Here is a 14,646-nt window from a genome sequence, read left to right as displayed (position 1 = left end):
GAATCGAGATGCAATTTCAGGGTAAGAAGGGGCTTATTTTAGGGGTCGCCAACGAAAATTCGATTGCTTGGGCGATCGCTCAAGAAATCATGAACGCCGGCGGCATGTGCGGATTCACACACCTGCCGGACCGCCCGGACGACGAACGTCAACGAAATCGACGACGCGTCTCCCAGCTGACCGACAAGTACGAAAATGCAGCGTTTCTTCTACCCATGGATGCGCAGAAGGACGACGACATCCGCAGCGTATTCGAACAGACGACAGAAGAATTTGGGAAAATCGACTTTGTCCTCCATTCGATCGCATTTGCCGACCGCCAGGACCTCGGCCGCGACACCATCGAAACCAGCCGTGCCGGGTTTGCCCTGGCTATGGATGTCAGCGTGTACACCTTGCTGGCCTGTGCCAACGCCGCCAAACCGATCATGAATCCGGGCGGCGCGATCGCAGCGATGACCTACTTTGGCGGCGAGAAATGCGTCCCCGGCTACAACGTGATGGGGATCTGCAAAGCCGCCCTGGAGGCCGCGGTCCGCTACGCCGCCTACGACCTGGGCCCGTCGGACATCCGCGTCAACGCACTCTCGGCCGGCCCCGTGCGGACCCTGGCCGGTCGCGCCGCCGGCGTCGAAGAGATGCTCAAGCTGTACGACAAAATGGCGCCGCTGGGGCGAAACATCACCCACCAGGAAGTCGGCCGCACCGGCGCGTTCCTGCTGAGTGATCTGAGCCAAGGCATCACCGGAGAAATCCTGCACGTCGACGGCGGCTACAACGCGATGGGCAGCCCCGGACGCCTGCTCGATGACCTCAAGTCGTAAATCCCAACATCCTCTCCCCATTCGACCCCAAGAGATTCCATGGTCCGTACCGCAAGCACCATGTTGCCCCTGGGCACCCAGGCACCCGATTTTTCGCTTCCCGAATGTGACGGCGGCACCGTCAGCCTGTCGGATTTGGCGGGCAAGAAAGCACTGTTGGTGATCTTCATGTGCAATCACTGTCCCTACGTCAAACACGTCGCCGACCAGCTGAAATCGCTCAGCGACGATTACATGGCCCGGGACGTCGCCGTCGTCGCGATCAGCAGCAACGACGCCGACAAGTACCCGGACGACTCGCCCGCAGCGATGTCCAAAGAGAAAGCCGATCGGGGCTATGCGTTTGCGTATTTGCATGATGCCGACCAAAGCGTCGCCCAAGCTTACGCCGCCGCCTGCACACCGGATTTCTATCTGTTCGACGCCGATCAAAAACTGGTCTACCGGGGCCAGTTGGATGCCTCACGTCCCGGCAATGAGATTCCGGTCACGGGCGAAGACCTGCGGGCCGCACTCGACGCCGTGCTCGCCGGCGATGCCCCAAGCTCCCAGCAGCGCGCGTCGCTGGGTTGCAACATCAAGTGGAAGCCCGGCAACGAGCCCGACTACTTCAACGCCGCCGGTGTCAGCTGAGTGCTGTCTTATCTACAGGACCTGACGCTTCGGTTGGCCGCCGGAGCCACGCGGTTGGATGAACCCGTCCGGCAAACGCATGCGGCTTGGCTGACCGCCCAGCAGCGCGGCGACGGAGGGTTCGCCGGACGCGAAGGCGGCAGCGATCCGTACTACACCGCGTTTGCTTTGCGCGGACTCTGGATCCTGGACGCCCTGACGCCCGAGATCGGTCGCTCGGCGGCCGATTTTTTGCGCAGCCGACTGAATCATCGCGAGAGCATCGTCGATTTGATCTCGCTGATTTTCGCTGCCGCGATCTGTGAAATGGCCGTCGGTGCCGAGGTCATCGGCGATGACGACAGCGGCTGGATCGATAACGTCGCGGGTCTGTTGGAATCGCTGCGAACCGACGACGGAGGATTCGCCAAGAGCCCCGAAGGTCGCGCCGGAAGCACCTACCAAACGTTCCTCTCGACACTCTGTCTGGAGCTGATGGGGCGACAACCGCGGCACCCCGAACGTGTCTTGGATTTTTTGGATTCGCAGGCGCACCCCGACGGCGGATACCTGGAAATCCGCGCCGCCAAACGCGCCGGCGTGAACCCCACCGCGGCGGCGATCGGTACGCTGAAAACACTCGGAGCGATCGATCGGGTCGACCGTGGAACCACCCTCGACTTTCTGGCGGAGATGCAATCCGATGAAGGCGGCTTGACGGCCAACACGCGGATCCCGTTCGCCGACCTGCTCAGCAGTTGCACGGGCATGATCACCTTGGTCGACCTGGAAGCCGCCGATGCGGTCGACGTCGCGGCGGTGCGACGATACGCCGAATCGATGCAGGCCGACGGCGGAGGCTTCACCGGGTTTGCACTCGATCACATCGCCGATGTCGAATACACGTTCTACGGTCTGGCCACCCTGGCGCTGACGGTCTGATCGTCGCTGCTCATGAAACGAAAGGGCGACAACTGCTAAACTGCTACCCGATCGACCTCCGTTCCAGTCCTCCCATTTCATCACCATGACGATCCTTTCTGTCGAAAACGTTTCCAAGTCGTTTCCAACCGCCGGTGAGCCCCTCGACGTCCTTCGCGACGTCTCGTTGGAACTGGCCGGCGGTCAATCGATGGCGATCGTCGGCCCCAGCGGTAGCGGCAAGAGCACGCTGCTGCAGATTCTCGGAACGCTCGATCGCCCCGATGACGGCTCGGTAAAACTGGACGGCGAAGACCCCTTCGTGCTCGACGACACGCAACTGGCGCACTGGCGAAACCAACGCGTCGGATTCATCTTTCAAGACCACCATCTGCTGCCACAACTGTCGGTGATCGAAAACGTCTTGGTGCCTTCGCTTGCCGTCGGCCGAGCCTCCGCCGATCATATCGCGCGGGCGACGGAGTTGCTGCAAGCGGTGGGACTGAGTCAACGGACCGGTCATCTGCCCAGCGAACTATCCGGCGGCGAACGCGAACGTGTCGCCATCGCGCGGGCCTTGTTGATGCGTCCCGCACTGGTGCTGGCCGATGAACCGACCGGAAACCTGGATCGACGCACCGCCGAATCGGTCACCGCCGTCCTGCAAACCCTGCAAAAAGAAAACGACGCGATCCTGATCTGCGTGACCCACAGCGGCGCGCTGGCCGCAGCAATGGACCAGCGTCAAGAACTGGTCGACGGCCGCCTGGTCGCGGGCTAAAGCCCGGCCAGCCAAATCACCCATCTTACCAAAAAGGTGTCGGACACCTTTTTCGCCCCGCTCGATGGGACCCATACGTCCCCTGCGTCCTATTGGTTCCATTGGACGATCATTGCCCCCTGCGTGTAACGCTGGTGTGAACCGAAGACGCCTCGGATGCATCGACCGCCGCACTGAACGGATTCGGCTCGCGGGCGGTGGCGACAGCCATGAACGGGTCCTCCCAATCATTCTGCCCCGTATCATTATCGCCTGCTGTCTTCTTCCCGCGGTCGACTTCCGACCACGACTCACTCCTCCCAATCTTCTTCGTCCTCTTCTTCATACTCCTCGTATTCTTCGTCGCCCTCTTCTCCCTCTTCGTCTTCGGCGGCGATCGCGGACGGTGGGCGTGGCTCCCCTGACTCGTCGTCGGGTTCCGGTGGATCCAGCCCCTGCATTTCGTGCCATTGCTCCAGCGACAGCAGGACGTCGCGCGCTTTGCTGCCGTTGTACTGGCCGACGATGCCGTCTTCGGCCATGAAATCGATCAGCTTGGCGGCGCGACCGTAGCCGATCCCCAGGTGCCGTTGCAGCAACGAACACGACCCGCGGCCTTCGCGAATGATCACCTCCACCGCGCTGTCATAGATGTCCGGTCGGTCTTCATTGAGCGACGGGCCGTCGCCCTCTTCGTCGCTGGCGACCTTCAAATTCATCAGTTCGCCGACGAAGTTCTGCTCGCCCATGCTGCAGTGCGCGCAGATCAAATCGATCTCTTCATCGCTCAAGTACGTCCCTTGGCCACGGATCAACGTGCTCGTCCCCGGCCACAAGAACAGCATGTCGCCGTTGCCGAGCAACTTGTCGGCTCCGTTTTCGTCCAACACCACCCGGCTATCGGTCTTGCTGGCGACTTGGAAACTCAAGCGGGCCGGCAGGTTACTTTTGATCAAACCGGTGATCACGTCGACGGTCGGTTTTTGCGTCGCCAGGATCAGGTGGATTCCGACGGCGCGACTTTTCTGCGCCAGCCGTATGATATGCTGCTCCACGTCCTTGCCCGCGGTCATCATCAAGTCGGCCATTTCGTCGGCGACGATCACGATGAAGGGCAGTTTGTCCGGCACGCTGCCGTTGTCGTCTTCAGGATCAATCTCCAAGCGGCGCAACACTTCATCACGCCCCAAGTCGTTGAAGCTGTTGATGTGTCGGACCCCGGCGTTGGCCAACAACGAGTAACGTTCTTCCATCTTTTCGACCGCCCAAGCCAGGATCGCTTCGGCCTTGCGCATGTCCGTGATCACCGGGTGCATCAAGTGTGGCAGCTTGCCATAACCGCTCAGCTCCACCATCTTGGGGTCGATCATCAACATCCGCACTTCGTCCGGTCGACACGTCATCAGGATCGACGTGATGATCGCGTTGAGACAAACGCTCTTACCGGTACCGGTACGTCCGGCGATCAACAGGTGCGGCATCTTGGCTAAATCGACGACCATCGGATTGCCCGAAACGTCTTTGCCCAAGAAGACCGGAATGTTCATCTTCAACGAGCGCATGTCCGACTCTTCCATCACGTCCCGCAACCGAACGGCTTGACGTTTTTCGTTCGGCACTTCGATCCCCACCGTGTTCTTGCCGGGAATCGGCGCCACGATGCGGACGCTGGGGACGCGCAAACCGATCGCCAGGTCTTCGGCCAAACTGGTGATCTTGCTCAAACGCAATCCGGCTTCCAGCTCGATTTCGTATTGCGCGATGACGGGTCCTGTTTCGATCTCAACGACCCGGATGTTAAAGCCGAAATCGGCAAACGTCGCCTCCAGGATCTTTGCCTTGCGGCGAACTTCGCTCAGCTGTTCGTCGTAGTCGATGTCATCGCTGGCTTCCAGCAAATCGACGCGCGGCAAGTGGTACTCTTCGCTTCCCGCCGGAGCGTCTTCGACCATGTCTTCATAGAGCTGATCCAGTTCGTCTTCGGTCTTGCTTTTCTTGGGCAGTCGAATCTTGGGTCCCGGAAGATCGTGCGGCTGGTCGCCGCGCAGTGCGACGGTTTCGTCGCCGACTTCGATTTCACGAATCGCGGGATTGTCGTGTCCAGCTTCGTCACCGCCGGAATCCTCATCCTCGTATTCTTCGTAGTCGTCGTCCTGGTCGGTCGATTCTGGCGGTTGGGAAACGGCGACGGCTGAGTCCGCCTCGGCCGCGTCGCCCTCGGCAGCCCCCTTGCGACGCTTGCCCGCACGGACCTTGATCCGCGGCTCCGACCGAGACGTTTCGGACTCGTCTTCGGCGGCCTCTTGCGAATCCGTTTCCACGGTCGACACGGTCTGCGCCGGCTCGGCGGTTGCCTGGGCTTGGTCCGCGTCCGGCGACGCCACAAAGGGCGCCGGATGCTCTTGGAACGGTTTACGCCGCGGACGCAGCGCCGGTGGAATCGCTTGCGCCGCCCGCTGCACGCCGCGACGTGAGACCTGGGCACTGCCGGCAACGATGCGACGGCTGGCGTACAAGATCGCATAGTCGGTCGTCAAAAGCGTCCCAATCACCAGCAACGTCAATGTCAAAATCCACGCACCGCTGGCGTTGAAATGCTCCAAGAGCCACGTCGACGACATCGCCCCCAACACTCCCCCGGCACCAAAAATCGTGATGCCTTCGTTCTCGATCGGAAGCATCGCCGCAGCCGTGGCCGTGCCCAACAAAATGATCGTGCCGCCCAATGAACGCAGCACCGGCGCGTTCAGCCGGCCACGACGCAACAACGCAATGGCGGTCCCACCAAGCGCTGCCACCACGATCCCCGACGCCAACCCCATCGACGTCATCATCGCCGACGCGATTAACGCGCCCCAATAGCCGCACGCATTGGTGATCTGCTCGGCCGGCGGATAAACCAAGACATCCGGCAGATGCAATCCGCTGATCGGCCAAAACGGCTCCTCCAGCGGATCGGCCGGGTTGCGCGTCACCAATGAAATCGTCAACAGGATCGTCAGCGCAATCAGCATGATCGCACCGACATCGCGAGCGAAGTCCGGCGTTGCAGGAGTATCGTTGATCAGGTCGGCCGACATGCAGTGTCCGATAGGTGGGCCAATTTCAGTTTCCGAACAAGGCTTGTCGGCTAAAATCGTCCGTCAAACTCAACCGACGTGAATACCGCTGCTGGAACTGCAAAGACCCGATTGAGCGAAAAAGCCTGCCCGTGCCGCAAGGTTTGCCAAAGCCATCAAAGCTCAGTAATCGTCAAGGTTTTGCCAGCTGCTATCGGAGCGAGACGATCGGCCAGATTGCCACCAACTCCAGACGAATTTTGCTGACACGCCGGCGCCAGAGGCAACAATGGTACAGTGACCGGACATGACGGCCGGGATGATCCACGGGCTTGAGTAAATCGAACCGTTGCGAACGCCGGAAACGGCGAATCAGAACCAGCCAGGGAGCGGTGGCAGGCCAACCAAGTAGCGCCATAAAATACACGAGAACGTCAAGTGTCCATCGAACTCCTACACACCTCCTTTGGAATCCTGTTCACCTTCGTCTGGCTGTTTGTCGGCCAAATCCTGGTCGCCGGCCGCTAGGGACGTCGATTCTATTACTGCAGGATTTGGCAACCGATTGAGATTCTCTCCCTCTGGGAGAGACGGCGTTTGCGCAGCAAGCAAACGCCAGAGAGGGCCGGCACGGCGAAAGTTTTGGCGGCTTCCGCTACGATCAACTCCGACACTTATTTTCCGTGCGTTGATGAAGGGGAACATGATGAGACTCTGTTGGTTGGCGCTGCTCTCTGCCGCATTCTGTTGCCACGCTGCATCGGCCTCGGCCGACGATCGCCCCAACATCGTGGTCATCGTCGCCGATGACTTGGGGTATGGCGAAACCGGGATGATGGGCAACCGGGAAATCCCGACGCCCCACATCGACGCCCTGGCCGATGGCGGCGTCCGCTGTACCGCCGGATATGTCACGTCGTCCTACTGCAGCCCCTCTCGCGCCGGCATGCTCACCGGACGCTACCAGTCCCGGTTCGGATACGACATCAATCCGACCGGAAAACGAAATCTGCTTCCCGATGCGGGGCTGCCGACCTCTGAAACCACCTTCGTCAAAACACTCAACGAAGCGGGGTACCGGACCGGGTTGGTCGGCAAATGGCATTTGGGAGCGACCCCGTCGCGGCATCCGATGCAGCGTGGGTTCGATTCCTTTTACGGGTTCTTGCACGAGGGGCATTTCTATGTCCCGGGATCACATGTCGACGGAGTTCCGTACCCGAACGTGCTGACGATGATTCGCGACGCCAGCCTGGATGCGGGCGAGCGCGTCCGCAGCGACAATTTGATCCGTGGCAACTATGCCCGCATGAGTGAACCGTCGTACGACCAAGACAACCCGATCATGCGGGGCACGGAAGTCATCGAAGAGCCGCGTTATCTGACCGAAGCGATCACCGACGAAGCGGTTTCGTTCATCGACCGACATCACGACGATCCGTTCTGTCTGATGGTCTGCTACAACGCCGTGCACAGCCCGATGCAGGCCAAGTTAGAAGATTGCCAGGCCTTGCGCAGAATCACCGACGTCCAACGCCGCATCTTTGCCGGCATGTTGATTTCGCTCGATCGCGGCGTCGGCGCGATCACCGCAGCGATCGACGAGCACCGATTGCGCCGCAACACGCTGGTCGTCTTTCTCAGCGACAACGGCGGGCCGACCGCCGAGCTGACCAGCAGCAACGCCCCGCTGCGAGGCGGAAAGGGGTCGCTCTACGAAGGCGGTGTGCGAATCCCGATGGTCTGGAGTTTCCCAGGCCGCTTGCCCGAAGGCGTCTCCGAACCGCGACCGGTCATCAGTCTGGACATCGCGGCGACGGCACTGGATCTGGCCGGGCTGCCGGCGAACGCCCAAGCCGATGGCGTCAGCATCTTTCAATGGATCGACAACCCGATCGCGACCGGTCGTCAACATCTTTATTGGCGAATGCCCGGCGGAAAACAGGCGCTGCGGAGCGGCGACTGGAAAATCGTGCGTCCCAAACGGGGCGAACCGATCGAGCTGTACCATCTGAAAATCGATCCCTCCGAAGAGCATGATTTGGCCGCCATGCAGCGTGAGAAGCTGAGCGAGCTGATCAACCGCTGGCAGGCCTTCGATGCACAAATGGCGCCCTTGGCCCCCTGACCACACGATGAGACGCCTGGCGCTGCAGAAGTTAGCGGAACGGCGCGAGCGGGCTGTCGATTGAGTCGGGATCTGCTGAGTCAATGGTGAGCCGCTGGCCGTAAGGCCTCGGGCAGCGTCGCAGTGCCCGGCCGCTGACGCACCCGCGGCTCACAAAATCGACAGCCCTCGAGCCGTCCGGTTGCAACGTGAAAGACCGGGGGGCTCGCGCCCTGCCGCTAACAATAAACACACCGCTTGGCGTCAAAGGATGTGGCATGGGGCTGACACGACCGGCAAGCGCTGTGCCAGCCTCTCCGGGCTTCCGAGGAGCCAAAGATCGCTCTTGCACCGCGATTGTGAATCTGCGAGTTTCACGGTCCACCTTCAACTCGAGTCAGTGTAAGGAGACCGGAACCGTGGACCGTTATTGCCTCGCCATCGCATTCACCCTCGCCGCCTTGGGGTCGACCGCTCATGCCGCCGACGATGAATCGACCAAGTACTTGCTGCGTTATTCGTTGAACGGCGGGCAAAAGCTCAGCTACGAAGTCACGCATGTGGCAAAGACCAAAACGCGGCTGAAAGGTGACGAGGAAATCTCGCAGGTCCACACCGTCAGCCAACGCCATTGGGCCGTCACGCACGTCGACGGCGAAGACATGACGTTTGATCACGTCGTCGATTCCGTCGAAATGACGCAGCAGCAAGGCGACAAGGAAGAAATCCGTTGGTCCAGCGGGTCCGGTGAAGAACCGCCCCGGGTGTTCTCCAAAGTCGCCGAACAGATCGGAAAAACATTGGCCACCGTAACGATCAACCCACGCGGCCAAGAAACCGACCGCCAAGACAACGGCGGCAGCAAGGCGTCACTGGGGATGGGATCCCTATCCCTGGCATTGCCCGAAGAAGCGATCGCGATCGGCGACTCCTGGGCGATCCCCCGAGAAATCAAAACACGCACCGAGGACGGCCTGGTCAAACCGATCAAGATCCGCGAACTCTACACGCTGGAAAAAGTGAAATCCGGCGTCGCCACGCTGTCGGTCCGAAGTGAACCGCTGACGCCGATCGACGAAGAATCCGTGCGGGCCCAAGTCGTCCAACAACTCAGCAACGGCACGATCAAGTTCGACCTGGATGCCGGTCACATGATCAGCAAGGAACTCAACTGGGATGAAACCGTGGTCGGATTCCAAGGCCCCAACAGCATGATGGAATACCGCGCCCGGATGACCGAGCAATTGATCGACAGCGTCGTCCGAACCGCACGCCGGCCCTAGAACGATTCGCCGCAACCCATCCTCAGTCACCCTCCCTCGGGACGTCGATTCTATTGCTGCAGCTTTTGGCATCCGATTTAGTCTCTCTCCCTCTGGGAGAGACGGCGTTTGCGCAGCAAGCAAACGCCAGAGAGGGCCGGCAGCTCGCGAAAGTCTTAGCGTTTTCCGCTACGATCAAATCCGTCACTTATACAATTGACGTCCCCTGGGAGGGTCGAGCGAAGCAAGGGGGCTGTCGATTGACTCGGGATCTGCTGATTCAATGGTGAGCCGCTGGCCGTAAGGCCTCGGGCGGGCGTCGAAAGGCCCGGCCGCTTAGGACCGTCGGAAGAATAAGTGGGATAGGCTTCCAGCCTGTCATGGCGAAAACGACAGGCTGGAAGCCTATCCCACAATCAATCCCCGCGACGACATTCACCGAAACAACGAATCGCGATCGATCTGAATTTCGCAATCATCGCAGATCGACAGTCTGATGGTTTCGTTGACGACCTCGTGCTTCCAGTCCCCGGTCGGCGTTCGTCGGTAGGCCTCCAGCGTCTCACCATCCGGGTCGATCAGCAGATAAGTCTGCACTCCGTTTTCGCGATACAAATCACGTTTGGCTTCGCGATCACGCCCAGCCGTCGATTCCGATTGAATTTCCGCGACCAGCGCAGGCGGGCTTTCGACGTGTTTTTCGGGTGCGTCTCCGCAGATCAGCACCACATCGGGACGCACCACCGTCTCGTCGCTTACGATCCAGTCGATCTCGTACAGCACGCTCGCGCGGCATTGCTGTTTTCTGATTTGCGACTCGATCTCAAACACCACGTTCTTGGCGATCCTCTGGTGGGGACCAAACGGGCTTGGCGTCATCGACACCGGGATCCCCTGCCAAAGTTCCCAGTCGCCTTCCCACTGCCGATAGTCTGCGACGGTGTAGTGCGGCAAATAGCGAGGGGCTGCTGACATGGGGAGTTGCCGAAAGTGGGTGGGCTAGCCGGGCCGGCGAAGATCAATCAAATCCATGTTACCAAAGCGTGCCCAAGGAGCAACAATCTGCAGGCCTGCCGGAACGCTCCAGCCCCATCCCATTTTTTGACCACCCCATTTTTTGACCTTCAACTGCTTTGCCGCCAGCGCGGCGCAACGAACACCAAATTCGCGACGACCCATGCACCGAACAGCGTGTAACCGACCGTAAACGCCCACGGCTCCAGATCAAAAAACATCGCGTCATGCAGCCAATTGGCGATGAAATCCCCTTGGTAAGCCTGTCCCCCCGCGGCTGATCGAAAGTCCTTTTCCAGCGTCGTCAGCGGACACGTCACACCCGCCCAGGCTTCCAGCACGACCACCAGGATCATCGCCAAATGAATGCCACGAAACCAGCGATTCCGCACCCAACCCCAGCCCAACACCGCGCCGGCCATCGTCAACGGAACTCCCAAGACGACGAACGCGACATATCCGAAATGAATCGCGACGGTCAGATCGGCGAGTAGCTTGTAATACATCCCACATCCCTCCATTTCGAAGCCACCTGTTCAACAGACAGACGACTCCACCACGGAGACGGATTCCAAGATCACAAAATTTTGCGGAAGATACCTAGTGGTCCGTCTATCGGTAGATGTCATGCGAGAGAGCCATGGACCGTCTGGCAATCGGCTTCCCTAGATCGATCGAACAGACGATCTCCGGTACCACAGCAATGGATCACACCCACGGATGGCAGCGCGTACCCACGGATCCCAGGCTGCTTTTCATCCGTGGGTTCGCTCTGCCATCCGTGGGTTCATTTAAATCGGGCACTCGGGGCTGTCTTCAGGCTGACGCTTCCAGCGTCGCACTGCAACCCGCCGGTTTGACTCCGCGATCCAATCAGACGGATGACCGGCGCATGACGTTTACCGCTAGACGGTCCACTAGTCCGAACATCTCCCCCCCATCTTTCTGCCCCCATCTTTCTGCCCCCATCGTCTTGCCCCCATCGTCTTGCCCCCATCGTCTTGCCCCCATCGTCTTGCCCCCATCATTCTGCCCCGAATCATTCTGCCTCCACTCTCCCCGCCTCTCCCCTCCGCAGCTCCCCCAGCCCGACGCCACAAACGACAAACGTATCACTGGGTCCAAACTCCCCGGTCTCTCGAAGTTCCTGCCGCCGCTGATCGATCTGCCGCATCCGCTCGATCGCCTGCTGCTTCGTCAGCACCGATTGCCCGTAAAGCACTTGCACGGACCGCCAAGCCAGGGCCTCGTCATGGCGTCGCAATTGCTCAAGCAGTTGGATGAGTTCATCGATCTGGGCCAGACGTTCGTCGGCCGACGGCTTCAACCCGGTGGCGATCAGCTGGGTCCGCCCGATCAGCTCGGCACGCTCGGCCGCAGCATTCGACGATTCTTCACGTCCCAATTCGGCCAACGATTGACTCAGTGATTCATACGCCAGACCATCGGTTGGATCTTGCAAGACGACTTCGCAAAAACAACGCGTCGCGGACTCGTGGTCCCCGGACCGTGCATGCTGTGTCCCCAAGGCGAACCAGGTATGGACATCGTTGCGGTCCATTTTTTGGCGTACCATCCATTCATCGAGCGCCTTGGCATCCTGGACAAGTGCCAGCACGCGCGCGAGCAACGCATTTTGGTCGGCGTCTTGGATTGAGGATTCAAGCAACACCTGGCGCGCATCTTGCAGCTGGTTCTCCGCGATCAAATCGAGCGCCTTGGCACGACCATTCAGCGGGTCGATCGAGTGTGTCCCGGATAGCGGAACGGAGACTTTCAACAGGGTCAGCAACTCTGATTCGTGAATGTCACCCTGGCGACAGATGATCCGCAGATGATCGGCAGCTTCGAGACGTCTGCCCAGACCGAGCAACAAGTTGGCCAGCGCGCGATGCGGCATCGCGACTTGGGGGACTTCATCCACGAGGCGTCGCAAGCGTGATTCGGCGTCCGCGTAGTCGCCGTGCAGAACAAGCCACTCGGACGTCTGGCCCAACGCGGGCAGACGTGTTTCCGGATGCGCGACCGCCAGCCGATCCAGCATCTGGACCGCTTCGGGGAAACGGTGCCGCAGTCCCAGCACGCGTGCCATCAAGAAGATCACTTGCGGATCCTCGGGCGTTTGAGACATCGCCACCCGTGCGTGTTGGTAGGCCGCATCGATGTCCCCGGTGCGCAACGATTCGGCGGCGCGTTTGGCCGCTTCGGCTGCGGACATCGGGGACGCCGTCATCGGGGGCGTCGACATCCGGGGTGTCGACTCGGCGACATCCAGCTCCGGACTCCCAGGTTCAACCGGCTTCTGTTCCGGACTTGGCTGTTCTTCGACGCGTCTTTCGGTCACGGGTTTTGACACGGTGTCGCCGCGCGTCGATTCGGGCGTCGCGTGCTCGCAACCGGCGAGCCAAAGCAACAGGCAGCCGCCAGCCACGACGCAACGGACGCCTCGTCGATGTCGGCTCGGCCGGATCCCTTGGCAGTGCTGTGGAGACACGCCGCTCGCAGAACGGGTTTTCATTTCTCCTCCCGCACGCGAATCCAATGGTCGTGAAACACCATCCCTTGCTCGAACGTTTTGGCCGGCATGTGACATTCGATACATCCGTCCGTCGGGGACACGCTGCATGCGACATGATCATCAGAATCTGGCACGTGGCAATTGCGACAATCCTGTTCGTAGTCGGCGGTCGACTTGGTCTTTGAATCTTGATGGGGGTTATGACACGTCGAGCACATGAACGTGCCATCGGATTCCAAATAGCATTCGCTTCTCAGCAGCCCGACAGGTTGAAAACGCAGCAATTCGTTCGCGTATTCCCGGAGTGCGAGCGGGTCAATGTGTCGCGGCAATCGATGACAGTCACCACACAATTGCAGCTCGGATTCCAAATCCCACTGCTTGCGGCCCACTGAATACGGGGGCGGTGAGGATGACGTTCGTGCTTGACGCACATGTTCGCTGCCGGGGCCGTGACATTTTTCACAGTTCACGTCGGCAACCAGATTGACGATCTCCGTCCCGACGACGGTGCCGGTCGTCGTGTGACAAGAAACGCATTGCCTGACGCTCTCGCCACGAACCACATTGCCCCAATGTTCTGTTTCGTTGTCTGGGACCATGCCGACGTGTCCCGGTGTCAAACCGAAATCACCATGCGAACCGAACCAAGAGATCCGGTGTTCGACCCCGGCGACCTCGGGCCCGTTGTCGTCGATCAGCGTCAGCAGCGTCATCGCATTGCGTCCCGATCCGAGGACGTATTGCAACCGGAACGGCCCTTGATTGGGATCGGCCATTCGGCGCGTCTGCAACCCGTCTTCGCCGAACCGATACTGGAACACCCCATAGGGCTCTCCGGCATCGAGTGCCTTGTCCGCAAACCGCTTCGCCACTTCTGATTCCAGCGTGGTCGCAAACGTATCGGCGTGTCCGGAGTGTTGATGGAGTTCAAAGTTTTCTGGGTGGCATTCGCGACAGACCAGTTTGCCAACAGAGGTCGGTTGCGCGCCTCCGCTGGCGACTTGAGCGGCGACAGTGTTGCCAACGCCATTGATCGTGACGACACGACCGAGCGTCCCCAGCACGCTGCAGCTTGCGGCGACTCCCAGAATCCTCAGCCACACGCTTTTGGCGGCATCGTTCATTGACACATGCGTCATAAAGGCGGTCGTTCGTCGACCCGGCCGGCCGGATTGCCGGGGTCTTCAACCGAGGCAATCCGGCGTTGGTCCATTCGACAAAAATGGAACTCGATCACTACATCGATTTGGCCATCTCTTTGGCGTATTCCTCCTCGCTCATCCCTTCGACGGGAACATCGCTGGTCTCCGTTTCTGATGGCGCTACGACCGTGGTATCGCCGGAGCCTCCGCAACCGATGACGGGGACGAAGCAGAGGACGCAAATCGATGCCAAGAAATATTTTCGCATGAAAGAACCTTTGTGAAACATCATCATGAATAAAACAAACTTTTCAGACGCATAAAACAGTGGCCGCAAACATGAGTGGGATAGGCTTCCAGCCTGTCAATGCTGCAAGGATAGACCCAAAGCCTATCCCACTCTCAAGAGAAGACGCGTTCAACG

The 14,646-nt window shown here is 59.9% G+C and carries 12 protein-coding genes; 6 read left to right on the top strand and 6 right to left on the bottom strand.

The features are described from left to right. Nucleotides 1–8: 8 nt before the first annotated feature. The 4 genes from Enr13x_RS05490 to Enr13x_RS05475 all read left to right on the top strand — a co-directional run bounded on the left by Enr13x_RS05490 (nucleotide 9) and on the right by Enr13x_RS05475 (nucleotide 3,138). Complete coding sequence (locus Enr13x_RS05490; protein ID WP_145385072.1) at nucleotides 9–824, top strand: enoyl-ACP reductase FabI; 816 nt, start codon at nucleotides 9–11, stop codon at nucleotides 822–824. Between the two features lie 39 nt (nucleotides 825–863). Beyond that, nucleotides 864–1,457: a thioredoxin family protein gene (locus Enr13x_RS05485; RefSeq protein ID WP_145385071.1), complete on the top strand. Its 594-nt coding sequence runs from the start codon at nucleotides 864–866 to the stop codon at nucleotides 1,455–1,457. Further along, the gene (locus Enr13x_RS05480) at nucleotides 1,458–2,378 is read left to right on the top strand and encodes a prenyltransferase/squalene oxidase repeat-containing protein (RefSeq protein ID WP_145385070.1); all 921 of its coding nucleotides are present in this window, start codon (nucleotides 1,458–1,460) and stop codon (nucleotides 2,376–2,378) included. A gap of 91 nt (nucleotides 2,379–2,469) precedes the next feature. After that, nucleotides 2,470–3,138 carry an ABC transporter ATP-binding protein gene (locus Enr13x_RS05475; RefSeq protein ID WP_145392132.1) on the top strand — a complete coding sequence of 223 codons (669 nt, stop codon included), beginning with the start codon at nucleotides 2,470–2,472 and terminating at the stop codon, nucleotides 3,136–3,138. A 290-nt stretch (nucleotides 3,139–3,428) separates the two neighbouring features. Here the strand turns inward: Enr13x_RS05475 and Enr13x_RS05470 are convergent, their stop codons facing one another. Next, the gene (locus Enr13x_RS05470) at nucleotides 3,429–6,197 is read right to left on the bottom strand and encodes a DNA translocase FtsK (RefSeq protein ID WP_145385069.1); all 2,769 of its coding nucleotides are present in this window, start codon (nucleotides 6,195–6,197) and stop codon (nucleotides 3,429–3,431) included. A gap of 682 nt (nucleotides 6,198–6,879) precedes the next feature. Here Enr13x_RS05470 and Enr13x_RS05465 point away from each other — a divergent pair. Together Enr13x_RS05465 and Enr13x_RS05460 are read left to right on the top strand one after the other, a co-directional pair. Beyond that, nucleotides 6,880–8,304 (top strand): sulfatase-like hydrolase/transferase, encoded by a 1,425-nt coding sequence (locus Enr13x_RS05465; RefSeq protein ID WP_145385068.1) that lies wholly within the window; start codon nucleotides 6,880–6,882, stop codon nucleotides 8,302–8,304. A gap of 398 nt (nucleotides 8,305–8,702) precedes the next feature. Then, nucleotides 8,703–9,566, top strand: a complete 864-nt coding sequence (locus Enr13x_RS05460) for a hypothetical protein (protein WP_145385067.1) — start codon at nucleotides 8,703–8,705, stop codon at nucleotides 9,564–9,566. Nucleotides 9,567–9,980: 414 nt separating this feature from the next. Here Enr13x_RS05460 and Enr13x_RS05455 read toward each other — a convergent pair whose 3' ends face one another. The 5 genes from Enr13x_RS05455 to Enr13x_RS37730 all read right to left on the bottom strand — a co-directional run bounded on the left by Enr13x_RS05455 (nucleotide 9,981) and on the right by Enr13x_RS37730 (nucleotide 14,490). Further along, a complete protein-coding gene (locus Enr13x_RS05455) occupies nucleotides 9,981–10,520 on the bottom strand; it encodes a Uma2 family endonuclease (RefSeq protein ID WP_145385066.1) in 540 nt (179 codons plus the stop codon). A 149-nt stretch (nucleotides 10,521–10,669) separates the two neighbouring features. After that, complete coding sequence (locus Enr13x_RS05450) at nucleotides 10,670–11,065, bottom strand: DUF2784 domain-containing protein (protein WP_145385065.1); 396 nt, start codon at nucleotides 11,063–11,065, stop codon at nucleotides 10,670–10,672. Between the two features lie 533 nt (nucleotides 11,066–11,598). Next, nucleotides 11,599–13,077 (bottom strand): tetratricopeptide repeat protein, encoded by a 1,479-nt coding sequence (locus tag Enr13x_RS05445; protein ID WP_145385064.1) that lies wholly within the window; start codon nucleotides 13,075–13,077, stop codon nucleotides 11,599–11,601. Then, entirely contained in the window at nucleotides 13,074–14,219 is a 1,146-nt protein-coding gene (locus Enr13x_RS05440) for a multiheme c-type cytochrome (protein WP_145385063.1), read from the bottom strand. Before Enr13x_RS05440 ends, Enr13x_RS05445 begins: the two co-directional genes overlap by 4 nt. Before the next feature lie 97 nt (nucleotides 14,220–14,316). Next, nucleotides 14,317–14,490 (bottom strand): hypothetical protein, encoded by a 174-nt coding sequence (locus Enr13x_RS37730; RefSeq protein ID WP_197455809.1) that lies wholly within the window; start codon nucleotides 14,488–14,490, stop codon nucleotides 14,317–14,319. Between the last annotated feature and the right edge of the window lie 156 nt (nucleotides 14,491–14,646).

Origin of the sequence: Stieleria neptunia (assembly GCF_007754155.1) — a bacterium.
In the GTDB taxonomy this organism is placed as follows: Bacteria; Planctomycetota; Planctomycetia; order Pirellulales; family Pirellulaceae; genus Stieleria; species Stieleria neptunia.
Note: the sequence above shows the minus strand (reverse complement) of the source record. Positions and strands in the feature narration are given on the sequence as shown.